Annotated in this window: 16 protein-coding genes; 9 read left to right on the top strand and 7 right to left on the bottom strand. The window is 47.7% G+C overall.

The genetic code is table 11. The features are described from left to right. Positions 1-57 precede the first annotated feature (57 nt). Both MO387_RS09615 and MO387_RS09620 read left to right on the top strand, forming a co-directional pair. On the top strand, positions 58-1,599 hold the full coding sequence (locus tag MO387_RS09615; RefSeq protein ID WP_107949787.1) for an esterase-like activity of phytase family protein: 1,542 nt from the start codon (positions 58-60) through the stop codon (positions 1,597-1,599). 133 nt (positions 1,600-1,732) lie between these two features. Then, the gene (locus MO387_RS09620) at positions 1,733-2,623 is read left to right on the top strand and encodes a hypothetical protein (RefSeq protein WP_107949789.1); all 891 of its coding nucleotides are present in this window, start codon (positions 1,733-1,735) and stop codon (positions 2,621-2,623) included. On the opposite strand, the gene MO387_RS09625 is transcribed toward MO387_RS09620, so the two are convergent. Beyond that, the gene (locus tag MO387_RS09625; RefSeq protein ID WP_107949791.1) at positions 2,586-2,771 is read right to left on the bottom strand and encodes a hypothetical protein; all 186 of its coding nucleotides are present in this window, start codon (positions 2,769-2,771) and stop codon (positions 2,586-2,588) included. The two genes, MO387_RS09620 and MO387_RS09625, sit on opposite strands and share 38 nt — an antisense overlap. A 198-nt stretch (positions 2,772-2,969) precedes the next feature. Here MO387_RS09625 and MO387_RS09630 point away from each other — a divergent pair, with 198 nt between their 5' ends. Beyond that, positions 2,970-4,361 carry an SEL1-like repeat protein gene (locus tag MO387_RS09630; protein WP_107949793.1) on the top strand — a complete coding sequence of 464 codons (1,392 nt, stop codon included), beginning with the start codon at positions 2,970-2,972 and terminating at the stop codon, positions 4,359-4,361. Between the two features lie 72 nt (positions 4,362-4,433). Here the strand turns inward: MO387_RS09630 and MO387_RS09635 are convergent, their stop codons facing one another. Further along, on the bottom strand, positions 4,434-5,345 hold the full coding sequence (locus MO387_RS09635; protein WP_063882367.1) for a bile acid:sodium symporter family protein: 912 nt from the start codon (positions 5,343-5,345) through the stop codon (positions 4,434-4,436). 379 nt (positions 5,346-5,724) lie between these two features. Here MO387_RS09635 and MO387_RS09640 point away from each other — a divergent pair, with 379 nt between their 5' ends. Both MO387_RS09640 and MO387_RS09645 read left to right on the top strand, forming a co-directional pair. Further along, entirely contained in the window at positions 5,725-7,062 is a 1,338-nt protein-coding gene (locus MO387_RS09640; RefSeq protein ID WP_107949795.1) for a coproporphyrinogen III oxidase family protein, read from the top strand. A gap of 131 nt (positions 7,063-7,193) precedes the next feature. Continuing rightward, positions 7,194-7,442: a hypothetical protein gene (locus MO387_RS09645; protein ID WP_107949798.1), complete on the top strand. Its 249-nt coding sequence runs from the start codon at positions 7,194-7,196 to the stop codon at positions 7,440-7,442. An 84-nt stretch (positions 7,443-7,526) separates the two neighbouring features. Here the strand turns inward: MO387_RS09645 and MO387_RS09650 are convergent, their stop codons facing one another. After that, positions 7,527-9,527 (bottom strand): ligand-gated channel protein, encoded by a 2,001-nt coding sequence (locus MO387_RS09650; RefSeq protein WP_107949800.1) that lies wholly within the window; start codon positions 9,525-9,527, stop codon positions 7,527-7,529. Between the two features lie 124 nt (positions 9,528-9,651). Between MO387_RS09650 and MO387_RS09655 the strand changes: the two genes are divergently transcribed. Both MO387_RS09655 and MO387_RS09660 read left to right on the top strand, forming a co-directional pair. Further along, the gene (locus MO387_RS09655; protein WP_107949802.1) at positions 9,652-10,665 is read left to right on the top strand and encodes a LysR family transcriptional regulator; all 1,014 of its coding nucleotides are present in this window, start codon (positions 9,652-9,654) and stop codon (positions 10,663-10,665) included. Between the two features lie 78 nt (positions 10,666-10,743). Further along, a complete protein-coding gene (locus MO387_RS09660; protein WP_107949804.1) occupies positions 10,744-11,625 on the top strand; it encodes a patatin family protein in 882 nt (293 codons plus the stop codon). Here the strand turns inward: MO387_RS09660 and MO387_RS09665 are convergent. The 3 genes from MO387_RS09665 to MO387_RS09675 all read right to left on the bottom strand — a co-directional run bounded on the left by MO387_RS09665 (position 11,609) and on the right by MO387_RS09675 (position 14,336). After that, a complete protein-coding gene (locus MO387_RS09665; RefSeq protein WP_012090512.1) occupies positions 11,609-12,550 on the bottom strand; it encodes a LysR family transcriptional regulator in 942 nt (313 codons plus the stop codon). The genes MO387_RS09660 and MO387_RS09665 overlap by 17 nt on opposite strands. A gap of 28 nt (positions 12,551-12,578) precedes the next feature. Further along, complete coding sequence (locus MO387_RS09670) at positions 12,579-13,436, bottom strand: EamA family transporter (RefSeq protein WP_107949806.1); 858 nt, start codon at positions 13,434-13,436, stop codon at positions 12,579-12,581. A gap of 126 nt (positions 13,437-13,562) precedes the next feature. Continuing rightward, entirely contained in the window at positions 13,563-14,336 is a 774-nt protein-coding gene (locus MO387_RS09675; RefSeq protein WP_107949808.1) for a transporter substrate-binding domain-containing protein, read from the bottom strand. 159 nt (positions 14,337-14,495) lie between these two features. Here MO387_RS09675 and trmL point away from each other — a divergent pair, with 159 nt between their 5' ends. After that, positions 14,496-14,960 carry a tRNA (uridine(34)/cytosine(34)/5-carboxymethylaminomethyluridine(34)-2'-O)-methyltransferase TrmL gene (gene trmL / locus MO387_RS09680; RefSeq protein WP_107949810.1) on the top strand — a complete coding sequence of 155 codons (465 nt, stop codon included), beginning with the start codon at positions 14,496-14,498 and terminating at the stop codon, positions 14,958-14,960. Positions 14,961-15,002: 42 nt separating this feature from the next. Here trmL and MO387_RS09685 read toward each other — a convergent pair whose 3' ends face one another. Next, on the bottom strand, positions 15,003-15,557 hold the full coding sequence (locus MO387_RS09685) for a hypothetical protein (protein WP_107949811.1): 555 nt from the start codon (positions 15,555-15,557) through the stop codon (positions 15,003-15,005). Between the two features lie 294 nt (positions 15,558-15,851). On the opposite strand from MO387_RS09685, the gene MO387_RS09690 reads away from it, so the two are divergent. Continuing rightward, the gene (locus MO387_RS09690; protein ID WP_107949813.1) at positions 15,852-17,873 is read left to right on the top strand and encodes a S9 family peptidase; all 2,022 of its coding nucleotides are present in this window, start codon (positions 15,852-15,854) and stop codon (positions 17,871-17,873) included. Positions 17,874-17,976: the final 103 nt, after the last annotated feature.

A 17,976-nucleotide genomic window follows, 5' to 3' on the forward strand; every position in this document is an offset into this window, starting at 1 on the left:
CTTTATATTACCTGCCAACAACATAGCTAATCACTTTGAGAATCGGGATATATTAAGATGAAAAATGTGCTCGTCACCTCAGGCTTGTGCCTGTCAGTTTTGCTACTGAGTGCTTGTAATTCGGATGATAAAGACATCAGTAGCCTTACCACACAAACCACCTTAATTGGCGGTGATAGCCACTGCTGGATGGGCGGCACTCGCACGGATTCAGGTCTTGATAGCAACAATAACGGCAAGCTCGACGGTAATGAAGTGGTTGATAGCAGCTATATATGTAATGCCGACCTGTTTACGGATAAAGCGGTGCATCTACCTTTCACTGTGCTGCGCAATGATTTAGACAATGGCGCTATGTCTGGTACTAAATTTGAAATTCGTAACGGCGGCTATGGCTCTGATGCAGCGCCAAATCCCAATAATCCTATTCAATTTTATGCCCTAACCGATCGCGGCCCGAATGCGGATTACACAGGTAGTTTAGGCAAAGGTAAGATGTTTCCAACGCCGGACTACACACCACGTATCGGTTTATTTGAACTCCAAACCAATGGCACCATCACTAAGGTCAAAGACATCTTATTTAAACGCCCAGATGGCAGCTTGATCACCGGACTTCCCAATAGCAGCAGCCTTGGCGGCACAGGAGAAATCCCCTATGACGCAGCAGGTGAAGTCATTCGTCAAGACATGAGCCAGCCTTATAATGCCCAGACCAACCCCATCAAACTCGATGATTATGGGTTAGATTCCGAAGGTCTTGCCGCCATGGATGATGGCAGTTTTTGGGTCAGCGATGAGTATGGTCCACATATAGTGCATTACTCGGCTGAAGGCGTAGAAATAGCGCGTATTAATCCTTTCGCAGACGATAAGCGCAACTTATATAGCCTGCCAGCAGAGTTTGCTCATCGCCGTGCCAACCGTGGAATGGAAGGGCTGACCATCACGCCCGATCAGTCGACACTTGTGGGCATAATGCAATCGACCATTTCTAATCCCGATAAGAGTGTTAACAATAATACCCTGACTCGAATCGTGACTATCAACTTGTCGACCGGCGCTATTGGCCAATATTTGTATCAGCAAGAAATTGCCCAGAACTCTAACTCAGCGATCGTTGCCTTAAGTAACAGCCAATTTTTAGTGTTAGAACGTGATGGCAAGTTTTTTAATATCGACACTGATGTGATGAAGCATGTATACAAGATAGATATAAGCGGCGCGACGGATCTCGAGACCGTCACTGCACAAGCTGATATCGCCCAAGATGCAGCGCTAGGATTAACCCTTAAAGGTAAAACCTTAGAACAGGTAGCGCTAAGCGATGGCTGGGAGGCACTTGCAACCAATGGCATCATACCCGCGACAAAATCACTGGTGCTAGATATGGCTGCCAAAACACAATATCCCCATGACAAAATGGAAGGTTTGTGGCTAATTGATAACAAGCGTTTGGGTGTGCTAAATGACGACGACTTCGCCACTTGGAGTAATAACAACACCTTAGAACAGAAATATCTCGATAGTGCGCAAAGTGATATCGACGGCAACACTTTGTATATCGTTGACGACTTACCCTTATCGGCTGACAAATAACCATTAAGTATTCAGCCACATGAGCCATCACTGTCTTATAGTGGTGGCTCATAACACACTAAAGTTGCAATAGAAGTCGTTATAACGAAAGCGTAAACCACCTTGCATCAGCACATCACTTAAGGATTAATCGATGAAAACTGCTTCACAGGCGATGATGTCATTCACGTTAGCCTCAAGTACCCTGCTCGCCTCATATGCAGCACAAGCAAATCCTGTTGAAACATCAAGGGAATATAAGTTACTGCTCGACCCAAGCCACTTTAATTACGCCACTCAAAGTACAACCGCCAATAGCTATCTAACGGATGCTAAACAAACCATTAGCAACGCAATTAGTCGTAATGTCACAGGCTCTTGGGCATTAACCAAAACACGTCAAGTAGCCTTCTATGACACCCCAACCAGTTGTCAGCTAAAGCAGTTAGGTTATATCTTTCGTGACCGAACGAGCGATGGCAAAAGTGAAGTAACCCTGAAATTTCGCAGCCCTGATCGATTTATTGCTGACTTTGAAGATCTCAGCTCACCCGATAATCAAGCCGACACTAAACTCGAAGCCGACATCAGTACCGATATCAATAATGGCATCCGCATTGTATATAGCCATTCAACCACCACGCCAAACACCCGCACCTTAAATGATATGGCCGATGTAAATAGTCACTTTTCAGGCTTTGCCGACGCTTACGGTTTAAGTAGCAATCTCACACTCGCCAAAGTCGGTGGCCTTACGATTAACGAATATGTGTTTGAAGGCAGTGAAATCGATTTAGGTAGCATAGATGCCTCACTCGAACTCACGCTGTGGTACACCAGCTCCCCAAGTGCCTCGCAGCAACCCGTGATTGCCGAAGTGTCCTTTAAGTATAAAGATCCCAATAGCAATTACACCGCCAAAGTCGTGCAAAGAGCCAAGCTGGCTTTCGACGCTATGGCGCAACTGAGTGCATGGAACTCAACGAGTTCACTTACTAAAACTGCTTTTATCTATGCAGCAACACCCAATTTTTGCAGTCAATAATGACACACAAATCAGCGTCGTTAACACTAATACCAATCGTATTAAATATCTGTTCATTCAGCGGGAGTTCAACGCGCTTTAGACATGGCGAAGGCTTGAAGGCATAGTGGTGCTCTGTCGAAACCCTTGAACGCAGTATAAAGCGCATTGAAACCCGCCCTTTGGGAGCCCCCCTTCAAACTGGCAATGCCACACATTAGTCACGGCAGTGCTATCGCTGCAATTCATCCGCAAGTCATAACACAGTGGCAAACAGCAAGACTTGCTTGTAGCATAACAAGCCACTATGTTAGCCAACTTCACTAGCACTACCGCTTGCAAGTACCCGCTTAACGACAAGGATGTTATGAAGATATTCACGATTGCGACTCTCCTATTACTGTTGACCCTAAGCTTTGCTGCAACGGCGGAAAAATCCGCGCTGGAACAGTTATTTGAGCAACAACAATACGACGCTTTCTTGCAACAAGCGCAGCAACAAGCCGCAGAAAACAATGCTGAGGCGTTATTTCTACTGGGTAAAGCCTACCATCTCGGCCGCGGCGTCACGCAAGACAATGCCACCGCTAGCCAATACTATGAACAGGCCAGAGCCTTAGGTTCGGCCCGTGCCAGCCATAACCTAGGCAGTATGGCGCTGGATAATGATCGAAAAATGCTGGCCATCCCCTTGTTAGAAGAAGCGCTGGCGCGGGGTCTTAAACTACCGACCTTATATAACCTAGGGCGAGCACACAGTCCGGCAGATCCCATTTCAAGGTTCTATCTCACGAAAGCAATCGAAGCGGCGCAGCAAGCAGGGAGTTATTTTGGGCAAGCCTTTGAACTTCAACCAGATAACCTTTACTTGGATAGTGCCTCACGCGAGTATCTGCGCGCTTACTTAATAGCGATGCAAAGTGTCGGCAGCGAAAGAGAAAGTCTCGACCTCCCGCAATTACGCCAGCAAGCCATAAAGTGGCTAGAATTGGGTATGGCAGCAGATGATGGTACGGCGTGGACAAACTACGGCGCCCTACTGTTGAATGAAAATGACTACAGCGGTGCGAAAGCCGCATTTTTACAAGGTGCTAAACGTCAAGTTGCCATCGCTAACTATCATTTAGGCAGCATGGAAGAGCGCGGTTTGGGCGCAGAAACCGATAAAGTGCAAGCACTGGCATACTACGAGAAAGCGGCGTTAGCGGGAATGGAAGAAGCGAAGGCTCCCGCTTATGAACTGCTTAAGGCACAACTGGAATATGAAGACGATCTCACTAAATTGGAACAAGGCATTGCCCGCTTTAATGCACTAAAACAGCAAGAACAGTATGTTCCCATCTCACTGGACTCAGTTATAAATCGGCTGGCGTGGGGCACGTTTCTGGCACAGCAGCGGCAACAGACTCTTTCGCTACCCACAGCGGCCAAAATCCAATTAAGCTTGCAAGCCTGTGGTTTAGGCTACAACCAATTGCATGGCAGCACATACAATATTGGAGAAAACTCGCACTGGCGTATGGCGGCGTATCTCACCTTAACTGACAAAATTGCTTTACCACTTGAAGGCAGAGTCGACGAGCATGGCTGTGCCAGCTTAACGATTGCCATGACAGATCAGCTGTATCGCTTATTACAACAAGGTGCCGTATTCGGATTGCGCTTTCCCAACTACACCCTGCCACTGGCATTAAGCCAGCAAGAAAATATCTTGCAGCTGACACTCATGCCCGTCGAGACCCCATTACCGGTTAATTAGTCACAGCAATCTAAGCCTGTGGCCGCGCTTGCTAGGTCACAGGTATTGTCTATTTTCGCCAGCAACATCTTATTAATCTTGCGATTCCCTCGCCCAATATCCCGCCAATATGGCGCCAGACAAATTATGCCATATCGAGAAGATGGCACTAGGGATGGCGGAAATAGGGCTAAAGAATTTAATACATAAAGCAGTGGCAAGACCGGAGTTTTGTAGGCCAACTTCGATAGAGATAGTTTTACAAACTGTGTGGTTAAAGCCTAATAAACGGCAGCAAAAGTAGCCTAAAGCGAGGCCAAAACCATTATGTAAGAACACTGCCAGCAAAATAATGGGGCCAACTTTATCAAACTGATTGGCATTTAACGCCACGATAATGGTAATCGCCATCACGATTGCCAAGATTGAAATCAACGGCAATGCAGGAGCGACTTTGGCCACCAGCGATTTAAAAAAATGATTGATGATCACGCCTGCGCTAACGGGGAACAGCACGATTTTCACTAAGCTCAGTAGCATGTCGGCGAAGGGAATATCGATCATTTCGCCAATCAACAACTTAATAATCAGTGGCGTTAATACTACGCCCGCTAAGGTCGATAGTGCCGTCATAGTTATCGATAAAGCCACGTCGCCTTTTGCCAAGTAACAGACCACGTTTGAGGCGGTGCCGCCTGCCACGCTGCCCACCAACACCATGCCTATGGTGAGTTCCCTATCTAATCCTAATAACTGGCTGATCAATAATGCGCTGAGCGGCATGACCGAAAATTGCAGTATCAGCCCAGTCAGCACGGCGCGTTTTTGTTTGAATGCATTAGCAAAATCCTGCAGATCTAAGGTGAGCCCCATAGAGAGCATGATGATCACCAACAGCGGCACTATGGCGGATTTAAGCTCAGTAAACCAACTCGGCATCAGATAAGCTGTCACTGCGCCTATCAGTGCCAACAGCGGGAAGAAGCGGTTTACGTTTACCAACATAGCTAGCCCTTTAGATCAGGAGGTTATTTTATCGCTCGGATGATGACAGTCGAGCCTCGGATAGACAAGCGCCAATCCACCAGCAATAAAAACCTGGAATGGTGTTTTTTTATTCTCCACATTTCGACTGACACCTTAAGTTAACTCCCCAAATTCACAGTAGATTCCGCCCCAAAGCGCAGGATAAAAATGCATTCTCGATCGCTAAAACATGATCTGCTTAACAAAAAGCCCGTGATTTCCTTGTTAGGAAACCGTAACTTATAACCAGTTCACGTTTTAACAATTACATACGAGGTAGTCTTATTGCGCTAGGTGGTCGTGAATTACCTAAAGCAATTTCGGTGTTTACGGTTAGCACTCACAGATAGGAATCGTTATGTCTTCAGTTATCCAAACGCTCAGCGGCGCTATCGCAACGCCTTATCAAGCGAATATTACCGTCCCTAACTGGATGCTCGGCTCGATGGAACGAGTCATGCAGTACTACGTCGATAAGAATCTTCGCCTCGATACCCTTTCCGCAGAAATGATGCCAGCGCCCGTAGAAGGCAAAAAGTATATGCTGTACGCGCATATCCCCTTCTGCCATACCCTGTGTTCTTACTGCACCTTCCACCGTTTCATGTTCAAGGAAGACAAGGCGCGCGCCTATTTCATCTCATTGCGTAAAGAAATGGAAATGGTTAAAGCCCTCGGCTATGACTTTGAATCTATGTACATTGGCGGCGGCACCACCACAGTATTAGAAGATGAATTAGCCCGTACTATCGAACACGCGAAAACCCTATTCCCGAGCATTAAAGAAGTCTCCTGCGAGTCCGATCCGCAGCATTTAGACAGCCCAGGCTTTAAGCAACTCAAAGGCTTAGTGGATCGCATGTCCATCGGCGTACAAAGTTTTAATGACGATATTTTAAAAATGACCGACCGACTCGATAAGTTCGGTACGGGTCAACAAACCTTCGACAAGATCATGGGCGCCAAAGAGCTGTTCCCGATCATCAACGTCGATCTGATTTTTGGTTTCCGCGGCCAAACCGATGAAGTGATCCAACACGATCTCGACATGGCATCGCGTTTAGATCCAAGACAAATTACCACTTATCCGCTGATGATCACCCACCAGACTCGCAAGAGTGTAAAAGGCAAGTTAGCGGCGCCGCAGGCGGATATGGCTAACCAATATCGCCAGATATTAAACAGCCTGAATGGCCAATATAATCAATTATCTGCATGGGCATTTGGTAAAACCGATGACGAAGGGTTTGACGAATACGTTATCGACTACGACGAATATTTAGGCGTAGGTTCAGGCTCATTCAGCTTCTTGAATGACACCCTATATGTGAACACTTTTTCGCTACGTAAGTACCAAGAACGCATCGCAGCGGGTCAAATGGGCGTCGAGCAACAAAAGAACTACAGCAAAAAAGACGTGATGCAATATCGCTTTTTGCTGGGCATGTTCTCCGGCCGTTTATCACGTAAATATTTCCGCGACACCTTTGGCGTCAATTTAGATACCGCCTTGTTTAAAGAAATGACGTCGATGAAGTTAATTGGCGCGATCAAGAATGACCCCAGGGATCCCGACAATCTGATCGTGACCGACAACGGTAAGATGATGGGTCTCTTGATGATGAAAGAGTTTTATTCAGGCATGGACAACGTGCGCGCCCAGTTGCGTAAACCGCTCAAACCCTGTGATATGTAACACTTACGGATGATTGTTGATCCATAAAGACTAAACAGGCCCTTCGAGGGCCTTTTTGTTAACTTGGTTTAAAGGTAGTCTTGCCTTAATGCTAGCTTGAGCGCGATCCCAGTCATAAAGGAGTATGGGTTATGGGTTTTAATGAACAAGAAAAACATGCCTTATTGGCACTCAAAGGCGTTGGTCCTACTGTGATTAAACGCTTCGAAGAAATTGGTATCAGTTCACTACAACAACTGGCACAACACGAAGTGGATGATATCGCGAACTTAGTCGCCAGCATGCTGCGCACCACGTGCTGGAAAAACAGTCCCCAAGCGCGAAACGCCATAGGTGCGGCCATCGAACTCGCCCGCGCACACCCGCTAGCAAACAAATAGTCATTCCTATTGATGAATACAACTAACAAAAAGCCAGAGTCAATGCTCTGGCTTTCGTTTAAATGTTAGCAATAAGGTATCGGCTTAAAAACTGTAGGTCATACCTAACCAGTAACGGCGACCATCTTCAAGATAACCGTATTCCTCTTGGGTAATGTCCTTATCGAAGGCGTTGTAAATGCCCGCGCTAAATTTCAGGCTATCGTTCAACTGATAGTTAGCCCCTAAATCCAGCAGAGTGTAAGAAGGTGCGATAAAACTGCTCGACGACGGTCCCGTCGTCGGTTGGCTCTCTTCGCCACGGTAGTTCACTCTCAACCAAGTGCTTAAGTTATCAATAGGCTCGTAGTTGAACGACGCTTGGATCAAATGCTTAGGCAATTGATTCAATGGGCTGCCTTTGTAAGCACCCGTCTTTTGCTCTGAATCCGTGTAAGTGTAGTTACCCGTAAAGCTCAGGTTTGAGCGAATCCGATAGTCGATACTCAGCTCAATCCCTTGAGTCACAGCATCGTCAATATTCACGTAAGTGGTTGGGTCGGAACCAAATTGATTGGGACCATCGGTACATTGAGTCGCAGGACAGGCCACACGGGTGATCTTATCTTTAAACTCGTTATAGAACACACCCGCACTGGCGGTAATGCTCTCGGTCAGATCCGAATACACACCTAACTCATAGTTCACTGAGGTTTCGGGTTGTAAATCTGGATTACCGTACATGTTGCCGCCACGGCTCACTTGTCCCCAATCGGGCACTGTCTGGCGCAAACTCGGCGCCCTAAAGCCCGTCGACACGCCGCCCTTTAAGGTGGTGCTGTCGGTTAATCCCCACACGCCGTAAACGCGCGGGCTGACATGGTGACCAAAATTTTCATCATCATCCAAACGCAGCCCCATGGTCAGGGCAAAGTTATCGACTATGCGCCATTCATCCTCAGAAAATACCGACCATTGTCTGCGGCTGATATCGGTTAAGTCGCTAACCTGATTGCCCGTTTCGTCGGTTAAATCTTGATGGTTAAATGCCGCACCAAAAGTCGCCGTATGGCTTTGGCCTAAGGTGGTGATCAGGCTAGATTGCACATCCGTGTTAGTGATCTTCATCTTGCGGGTTTTGTTATCAAAAACCTCATGCTTGATATAAGAATCCGAGGTACCAAAGTCCCAACGCCCTGTGTGTGAAAGCGAAATGGTGCTGTTTTCGTATTCTGTCGTTGAAGATTGAGGACAACCGCGACGACCACAGGCTTCGCCCGGTGCCAGCGGTGTAACGGTTTTGCCTAAGCTGCTGTCGAGTTCTTGGTTTGACACCCCAACTTCGAGCATGATGTCGTGGTTTTCATTGGGGGTGAGCGCAAAACGCGCGGTCAGATTCGTCGCATCACGGCCACGGTAACCGCCGTAGATATTATCTTCTTCACGCTGAGTATATTGACCGTACAGTTGCATCCCCAGCAGATCTTTAATCAAACCACCGTTGACGAAAAAGTTACTCTGGTACACATTTCCTGAGGTCGACTTTTCCTGCAATGTTGTGTCGAGTCGCACTTCACCCTGCCACTCATTCGGCACTTTACGGGTGATAATGTTGATCACGCCGCCAATGGCATCCGAACCATAAAGTGATGACATAGGCCCGCGAACAATTTCAATTCTGTCGATGGCCGCCAATGGTGGCGTCCAAGCGCCTTCAACACCTGGACCGTCGCTGTTAGTACGTGTCTCGCGCGAAGATTGGCGTTTACCATCCACTAAAATTAACGTGTATTGGCTGCCCATGCCCCGCAGGCTGATGTCCTGACGGTCGGCGCCGCCGGTAATCACCACACCGGGGACTTCTAACATGGCATCGGTTAAGTCGCGATAGAAGCGGTTATCCAGATCCTCACGGGTGATCACACTGATAGATGCGGGCGCGTCGCGAATTTGTTGTTCAAATCCCGATGCGGTCACTACGATTCTTTCCATCATCTTTTCTTTATCAGGCGCAGTATCCGCAAGGACATTTGTCACAGGCACTGCGGGCAACAAACATAAAGCGGTGATCACTTGAGCGAGGTACTTCTTACGACTTAACAACATAACCGACAAGTCTCCATTGGGCAAAGATTGTAAATGAGAACAATTTTCAATACGGCAATGTATCCCTATGTTACAATCAGCTCAAGTTAGACTTTAGGTATTCACTTGTAAGAGTTACTTAAAAATGAATAAAAACATGATCAAAGGCATGATCGTTTTTGCGGCAATCGCAGAAAAGGGCTCAATGAGTGCCGCAGCGCAGCAGTTAAACCTCAGCTCCTCAGCGGTAAGTCAACAAGTGACTAAGCTCGAAATGGATATGGGGATCAGTCTATTCCATCGCAATACTCGCAATCTTACCCTCACAGAGGCGGGCAGCTTGTTCTATGAGAATTGCCGAAAAGTCATCGCGATAGTCGAAAGCACAGAGCAGAAACTCAATAATTTGAAAGGGATTCCTTCGGGGGAATTAAAGATTGCCGCGCCCATAGGTTTTGGCGGCGGCCTATTGAGCGAGCCCTTTAACTACCTGTTGGCGGCGCATCCGCAGATAAGTTTGAATTTACTGCTGCAGGATGGCCCAATAGATATAGTCAACGAGGGCATAGATCTGGCGATTTGCATCGGGCCTTTATCCGATTCCAACTTAATTGCCCGCCACTTAGCCGATTGGCGCATGTTGCTGTGCGCCTCGCCCGATTATCTGCCAATGCACAAAACTATTCTGCATCCCGCTGAATTAGCTGTCTTTAATCGCATTAATCACCCCAGCGCTAACAGTGAAACCTTAACTCACAGCCGCAGCAAAGAATGCTTCGAACTGACAAGCCAGCGCATTACGGTCAACAATATGCAGGCATTAATCCAACTCACTCTCGATGGTCTCGGGTTTGCCGCTCTGCCCGAACCTGAAGTGCATAAATACCTCGAAAGCGGCCAGCTTGTGACCCTCTTACCCGAATGGTCACTCAATACCTACAGCGTTTACAGCGTCACTTCGGCGCGGGATAAGCAGCCCGCAAAAGTGAAAGAAGCGCTCAATACACTTAGCCAATACTTCAGTCAGGCGGATTTTACCCCTGCCTATCACTTTAAACAGTGTGTTCAAAAAGACGGCACAAAGGGTAGCGTAACCAATATCTTACCCATAAAGCCCAAGCAAGCGTCCCATCACACCGACGTCGACCACGCTTCTTAAACGTGCCCTATCCGCATTCATTTCTGCGCTAAGCTGGGGTATTCTGCTGGGATGAGCCGATAAAAAAGATGTAACTCGATGAAAGATGTGGCCTTAGTGTTGGAAGGTGGCGGCCTCAGAGCCATTTATACCGCAGGTGTGTTAGACGCGTTTTTGCAGCAGTCGCTCAACTTCAGCTATGTGATTGGGGTGTCTGCGGGTGCCATTTATCCCGCTTCCTATGTGTCCCGCCAATTTGGGCGTAATCTTCAAATTCAGCAGCAATATCTCAACGATAAACGCTATATGGGCCTGCGCCATTGGTTGGCAACAGGCAACTATGTCAACACCGACTTTACCTATCGCCGCATGGCCTATGAGTTACTGCCATTTGATTTTGATACATTTTTAAATAGTCATACCGAATTTAAGGTCGGCGCCTTTAACTGCAATACAGGGAAAACCGATTACTTCGGTATGGCCGATTTTGACGACCACGATAAATTACTCGACGTGCTCATCGCCTCCTCTAGCCTGCCTTTTATGTCTAAACCCAGCGTGATTAACCAACATCATTACCTCGATGGCGGCATAGGCGAACCGATACCGTTAGCACAATCACGCAAAGATGGTTACTCACGCCAAGTGGTGATCTTGACTCAAGATCAGCATTACCAAAAATCCGCGATGAAAATGAATTGGTTAGCTCGTAAAGCCTATAAACGCTACCCCGCAGTTGCCCATGCGTTAAGTGAACGCCACCGAGTTTATAATCAAGCATTAACCGAGTTAGACCAAGCCGTTGCAGCTGATAACGCCTTTGTGATCCGCCCAGCACTGCCGCTTAATTTATCCAGACTCGATCGCAATATCGATAAAGTGACCGCCGTCTATCAACAAGGGCTAGCGGATGGAAAAGCAGTCTTACCCACATTAACCGCTTGGTTAACGGCGCCAAAAGAGCCTAAACCCGAGGCGTAATCGACGGCAGCACTTGGCTGATGATCAACTCACGTAGCCATTTATGGCTCAAGTCATGCTCGAAGTGTTTATGCCACATCAATAAATACGCGCCGGGGATCAGCTTGATAGGAGATGGCAAAGACTGAAGTTCGAAGGATTTCATCACAGCAAAGGCATAACGGGACGGCGCGCAAAGAATTAAATCGCTTTGTTCACACAGGGCCATAGCACTCTGAAAGTCGGTCATGTTCACGGCGATATCGCGCTGACGGCCCTCAAGTTGCAGCACATCATCCAGCAACCAATGCTCTATGCCACCAAAAGCCACTTGCAGATGGCGATAGCTCAAGAAGGTGTCTAAATTCCACTCTTGTGCTAACGCCGGATGATCGCGGCGCATCAAGCACACAGTATAATCCTGCACTAGCTCGACATGGCACAAGTCATCGGGAATATGATTCACATGCATAGGCGAACGCTCGTCCCACTCGCGGCAACCTATGGCTAAGTCGATGTCGCAGCGCAGTAATCTGTCCATAGTATCGAGACGCCAGGTTTGGCAATTGAGACTCACACCGGGCGCTTGGGCGAGCAGTGAGGGCATAAAATGCGGGAAGGTCAGCGAGTATGTGGTTTCAACCAAATGCATTCTAAACTGCCGCTGACTTAAGGCGGGCTCGAAGGTGTCGGGCCGGGTAAATTGCGCCAATTGCTGTAAACATTGGCGCAATTCAGGCGCGAGCGACAAGGCTTTAGGCGTCGGTTTTAGGCCGTAGGCGGTGCGCTCAAACAGAGGATCATCAAACACTTCCCTCAAGCGCGTCAGTTGTTTACTCACCGCCGACTGGCTCAAATGCAACCGCGCCGCAGCGGCGGTCACACTTTGTTCCTCAAGCAGGATTTCAAGTACGGGTAGTAAATTCAGATCCAAACGTTTTAGCATCTATCCCTCATTTACCCCAAAATACTGACTAGGGCTGCACTTTTTTAAATGGGTTTAACCTTAAATTCTGTGGCAATTTCATCAATAACAGCGACAGTAATATTACACCTATCCCCGCCCACTGACGCATGTCTAAGGTCTCACCCACGATCATAACCCCTAATGATACGGCAACCACGGGATTGACTAAAGCGACCATGCCCATGATTTCTGGTCCTAAATTTCGCATCGACCACAGCCAAGCCCAATAAGCGATGGCGGTGTTGGCAATCACTAACCATAGTAACGACGGCACCACTGTCAGGCTCGGTAATTGCGGCGGGCCCGCCATAAACCACGCCAGCGGGATTAACATCAAGCCGCCCAAAAACAGTTGCCATGCTGTGAGCACTAAAAAGTCACCCACATCCCACTTTTGCATCCAGCGAGAAGAGAAAGCAATTAACGTCGTGGCACTCAACATGCACAACACGCCGATAGGATCGAGATCCGCCGACGGGTTAAGCAGTAAAATCACCCCGCCAAGGCCCATTAAGCCTAATAGTAACCACTTCATCCCAGGGCGTTTTTTATCAATCACCCAAGCTAAGATTAAGAAAATTAACGGCAGCGTCGCCCCTAATGTCCCCGCCACTGCGCCCGGCAAACGATACGCGCCGATAAATAACAAGGTGAAGAAGGCACCGATATTACAAAAAGCCAGCAAACCGAGCTTTGACCACACCAGCGTTGGCAAGCGAGGACGAAGCATCAACATCAGTATCCCCGCAGGCAGCGCGCGCCACACCGCCACCCAATAGGGCGACATGTCATGTAAGTAGAGACTCACTAACGCATAGGTCGTCCCCCAAAATACAGGGGCGAGTAAGGCGATTACAAAAGGCATAATAACTCTTTAAAAAGTATCTTGACATGAAGATATGTTATTCTCAGTCTTCACTCCTAGCAAGTGAAGTTTATGAATATCTCGTTATCGGTGGGAGTTAATCAAGTTAACTATTTGATTTAAAAACTAAGGTTGCCAGTCATTGTAGGACAGATGGATAGTTTGATAAATCTGGCTTAACTCTCCAGTCTGCCGCAGTAGCTCAATCATGCGGCTCAAATATGCATCCACGGCATCCCCTTCGGGGCCCTTGGCAATCACAAACACATCTTCAAAATCGCCAAAGTCTTCACGGTGGATATTATGCAACTTCAACTGTTTCAGCATCATATCGGCCTCTTCCTGTGCCCAAACGAAGGCATCGATACGGCCATGGGAAAGTTTTAGCAAAGAACGTTTAATGGTTATCGAAGGTTCCGCAGGGATAGGCATGTAATCTGGAATCGCCTCCACGGTAAATACGCGCCCCGTTTGCTGCTGATCAAATAACATGGCCTTCGTTATCGGCTTATCCACATTGGTATAAAGCACGTGGGTAACTTGCCCAAATGAAACAGAACTAAAACGGTAAGGTAAGGCATCTAACGCGGCATTATTACGGATTGCGGGCAAACCAAAATCAGCACGACCAAGCGTCACGCCTAGCATAGCCCGTGAAAGCGGGAAAACCTTAATATCAATTTCAACCTCAGGATCTGCCCTATCAATTGCTTTAACCAATTCCACAAATGGCCCTGTGCCATCGGCATTAATTAATCCAGGGATCTCCCCTAAATAAGCCGTCATCTGCCGCTTGCCGCCAGCATTAGTGACAGCATCATCCGCGCCATAAGCTGGGGTGAAAATGCTGTGAAGGAAAAGCACAGAAAAAATACACAAGTTAATAAAGTGACTGAACATGAGTGGTCCCTCGGTGGCTTTCTCAAGCTTAGCAGACGACAACGATTGTGGCGTTCATGCCTCGCATCCAAATGAGAACGTGATAAAGCATACTCTGTCACTGCGCTTAGCTGCCGTTTGCCGTATAATCGGTCGTCATTTTTCTATAGGCGGGCCAGTATGTTCCATATCGCACTCTATGAGCCAGAAATCGCACCTAACACAGGTAATATCATTCGCTTATGCGCCAACAACGGCAGCCAACTTCATCTAATTGAGCCACTAGGGTTTGATTTTGAAGAGAAAAAACTGCGCCGCGCGGGCTTAGACTATGCTGATTTAACCAATGTGACTCGCCATAAAAACTTCGATGCCTTCCTTGAAGCCATGGCAGGCAAACGCATTATGGCCTGTACCACTAAGGGCAGCCGCCCACATACTGAACTCAGTTTTGCGAAAGATGATGTGCTGTTATTTGGCCCTGAAACCCGCGGCTTGCCGATGGCGATTATCGAATCTATCCCGACCGAGCAGAGACTGCGTATTCCAATGGCGGCCACCAGCCGTAGTTTGAATCTGTCAAATGCGGTGGCGATTATCAGCTATGAAGCGTGGCGCCAACTGGATTTTGCTGGCGCACTTTAAACGCTGTCGAAGCTAAATCGCTGATTTGTGGCTAAGGGGCGGCTAAGGAGATGGCGCGACAGGCGTCATCTCTATCCCACGAAACAGCTGATAGCGATCAACATCATCGTCTAAATATTGAATATTCTGCGTCCATTGCCATCCAGCCGCTTGATTTTGAGCCTGAGTCTGAGCATCAAAGAGTAACTGGATCAAAGCGGGTCTCGCATTAACAACGCCTTCCCCCAGCAGGGAATAATCCCCATTTTGTCGATATAAACTAAAGACTTGCTGTTTATCTTCCGCCACACCGTCGTAATAGGTCAGTAATACTTGATCGCCTTGTTCCCTAAACCACCAAGTTTCGCTAAAGGGCGCCCTCGTGCCGATACTCACAGATAAGATCAACTGGCGCTGATCGTGGGAGCAAAAGCCCGTTACTGCCACTTTCCTCGGAATCTCCCCCGCCTTGGCAGCATCACCCGCCCATTGCCCCACTAATTGTGGACAAAATTCCTTGAAACTGACCTTAGCGGCCATGACTGAGAAGGACGAAAACACGCTCAGTACAATGGCAATACCCAGCATAAGGTTCAAACGGTCGATTTTAAGTGGCATATCTTTAGCACCTACCCGAAACAGATCAATACATTAGCGTTAAAAGCATCAATCGACAAATCCCCCATTACAAACGATTCCTTTAACGACGGAATGAACGCTTTTGTATTGCAGTTAGCCTGACTGTTTACCGCCTACATCAACCGCTTTTGAGCTGAGATACCCAACAAAGATTCACAGTTGCTTACATAACAGCTTATTCAGGCATAGCGGGTTTTCATGCTAACTTGCCACTGAGCAAAAATACGCAACATCATAATCCTAGTAACTGTTTGTATCACAAGGAGACTCATAGTGAAGAAGACAGGCATTTTATTACTCTGTTTACTGATGCCCTTTAGCTCGGCATTTGCAGAACAGGGCAAACCACTCTCAGCAGAATTGCTTTGGCAACTCAAACGTATCGGTAGCCCGATTGTATCTCCAACGGGCGAACACATTATCGCGCCAGTCACAGAGTACGATCTAAAAGCCGATAAAGGCTCAACCCAGCTGTGGCATTTCGATGGCAAGCATAACCGAGCCATCACAGCCAAAGGTTTAAGGGTGAGCGAGCCCGTGTTTTCCCCCGACGGCAAAACCTTGGCATTTGTGAGTAAGCGCAATGAAGACGAGGCGAGCCAAATTTACCTGCTGCCGATGGACGGTCCGGGTGAAGCGCAGCGCTTAACCGATATTCCTACTGGCGTTAACAGCATTAAGTGGGTTGGCAAGCATCTGTATTTCATCAGCAATATCTTTCCTAATCAAAGCTGGGAAGAAATGAAAACCCAGCTCGCCACAGATATAGACAATAAGGTTTCCGCCCATCAATGGAACGCCTTGCCCTATTCCCAATTTGATCACTGGTTAGATGAACGTCGCCAAGCCCACGTATTTAGAATTCCGGCCAAAGGCGGTAATGTCGAAAATATCACCCAGCCTGCGGGCCATGAATTACCACGCTCAGACCAAAGCAGTGCAAGCTATGATGTTTCCCCCAATGAACGCTGGATTGCCTTCAATGCCTATGGCTCAGAGAATAAAGTCGATCCTAAAATTGATATATTTCTCGCTGCGATTGGGGGCAACAAGGCCGAAAATCTCACCGCAGATAATCAAGCGCCGGATCTGAATCCTAGCTTTAGCCCTAACGGTAAAACGCTCGCCTTTACCCGCCAGAAAATTCCCGGTTTCTACGCCGATACCTCAAGGCTGATGCTGCTGGATATCGACAGCCGTAAACTCACAACACTCACTGCTGACTGGGACCGTTCAGTCTCTCAATTCAGTTGGACACCCGACAACAAGGGCTTTTATGCCACAGTGGAGGACGCCGCCACAAACCGCATTTACTCTATCGATGCCAAGAGCGGCAAAGTAAAAGCCATCACAGAGGCGACCGATTTTAGCCAACCCGCCATAGGCAAAGACGGCGAACTGATTGCCACCAATCAGAGCTTCTTGTATCCCGCTCGCTTAGTCAGCATCAATCCCCGTAATGGTAAGATTGAACGCCTAGAAAACTTTAACGACGATATTCTTAAAGATGTTGACCTAGGCACTTATGAATCAGTTACCTACAAAGGCTATCAAGGTAAAGATATTCAAATGTGGGTTCACTATCCCGCAGGGTTTGATCGTAGCAAAAAATATCCATTGTTTATGCTCGTCCACGGCGGTCCACACAATGCCATTACCGACGGTTTCCATTACCGTTGGAACGCGCAAACCTTTGCTTCTTGGGGTTATGTCACTGCGTGGCCAAACTTCCACGGTTCGAGCGGCTTTGGTCAGGAATTTGCCGATGCCATCAATCCCGATTGGAAGACAAAACCCCTTGAGGATGTGCTCAAGGCGGCAGACTGGTTTAAACAACAAAGCTGGATAGACAGTGATCGCATGGTGGCGGGCGGCGCTAGTTATGGTGGTTACCTGACCTCGATTATTTTGGGTCAGCCGCATCCCTTTAAAGCCCTGTTGATCCATGCTGCGGTTTATGACATGTATGCACAAATGGCGTCGGACTTTGCCGTGCACAGCACCCGATTTGGCAACTATTGGGATAACCCAGAACTGTATAAAGCCATTTCGCCCCATTACTTTGCGGCTAACTTCAACACTCCAACCTTAGTCAGTCATGGCCAACTCGATTACTTAGTGCCGGCGACCCAAGGGTTCGAGCTGTTTCACACCCTGCAAAGTCGAAATGTTGAATCGCGGATGATTTATTTCCCCGATGAAAATCACTGGATTATGAAGCCTAATAACTCAGTCTACTGGTATAACGAAGTGAAGAAGTGGATGACCCACTTTACCGAACCTGGCGCGCGTTAAACGTCAGCCATAAGAGACAAAAAAGGTCTGCAATGCAGACCTTTTTAATGGGTTAACTTAAACCAGAACCTAAACTAACATCTTATTTTTTAAGACTTAACTT

The organism is Shewanella sp. N2AIL (assembly GCF_022690845.1).
Classification (GTDB): domain Bacteria; phylum Pseudomonadota; class Gammaproteobacteria; order Enterobacterales; family Shewanellaceae; genus Shewanella; species Shewanella baltica.

Bases quoted from the DNA above. Each gene is read 5' to 3' on its own strand.
- MO387_RS09665 (WP_012090512.1), bottom strand. From the start codon at position 12,550: ATGCTAAAACGTTTGGATCTGAATTTACTACCCGTACTTGAAATCCTG.
- MO387_RS09645 (WP_107949798.1), top strand. From the start codon at position 7,194: ATGGGTTTTAATGAACAAGAAAAACATGCCTTATTGGCACTCAAAGGC.
- MO387_RS09670 (WP_107949806.1), bottom strand. From the start codon at position 13,436: ATGCCTTTTGTAATCGCCTTACTCGCCCCTGTATTTTGGGGGACGACC.
- MO387_RS09675 (WP_107949808.1), bottom strand. From the start codon at position 14,336: ATGTTCAGTCACTTTATTAACTTGTGTATTTTTTCTGTGCTTTTCCTT.
- MO387_RS09650 (WP_107949800.1), bottom strand. From the start codon at position 9,527: ATGTTGTTAAGTCGTAAGAAGTACCTCGCTCAAGTGATCACCGCTTTA.
- MO387_RS09620 (WP_107949789.1), top strand. From the start codon at position 1,733: ATGAAAACTGCTTCACAGGCGATGATGTCATTCACGTTAGCCTCAAGT.
- MO387_RS09635 (WP_063882367.1), bottom strand. From the start codon at position 5,345: ATGTTGGTAAACGTAAACCGCTTCTTCCCGCTGTTGGCACTGATAGGC.
- MO387_RS09660 (WP_107949804.1), top strand. From the start codon at position 10,744: ATGAAAGATGTGGCCTTAGTGTTGGAAGGTGGCGGCCTCAGAGCCATT.
- trmL (WP_107949810.1), top strand. From the start codon at position 14,496: ATGTTCCATATCGCACTCTATGAGCCAGAAATCGCACCTAACACAGGT.
- MO387_RS09615 (WP_107949787.1), top strand. From the start codon at position 58: ATGAAAAATGTGCTCGTCACCTCAGGCTTGTGCCTGTCAGTTTTGCTA.
- MO387_RS09640 (WP_107949795.1), top strand. From the start codon at position 5,725: ATGTCTTCAGTTATCCAAACGCTCAGCGGCGCTATCGCAACGCCTTAT.
- MO387_RS09625 (WP_107949791.1), bottom strand. From the start codon at position 2,771: ATGCGCTTTATACTGCGTTCAAGGGTTTCGACAGAGCACCACTATGCC.
- MO387_RS09685 (WP_107949811.1), bottom strand. From the start codon at position 15,557: ATGCCACTTAAAATCGACCGTTTGAACCTTATGCTGGGTATTGCCATT.
- MO387_RS09655 (WP_107949802.1), top strand. From the start codon at position 9,652: ATGAATAAAAACATGATCAAAGGCATGATCGTTTTTGCGGCAATCGCA.
- MO387_RS09630 (WP_107949793.1), top strand. From the start codon at position 2,970: ATGAAGATATTCACGATTGCGACTCTCCTATTACTGTTGACCCTAAGC.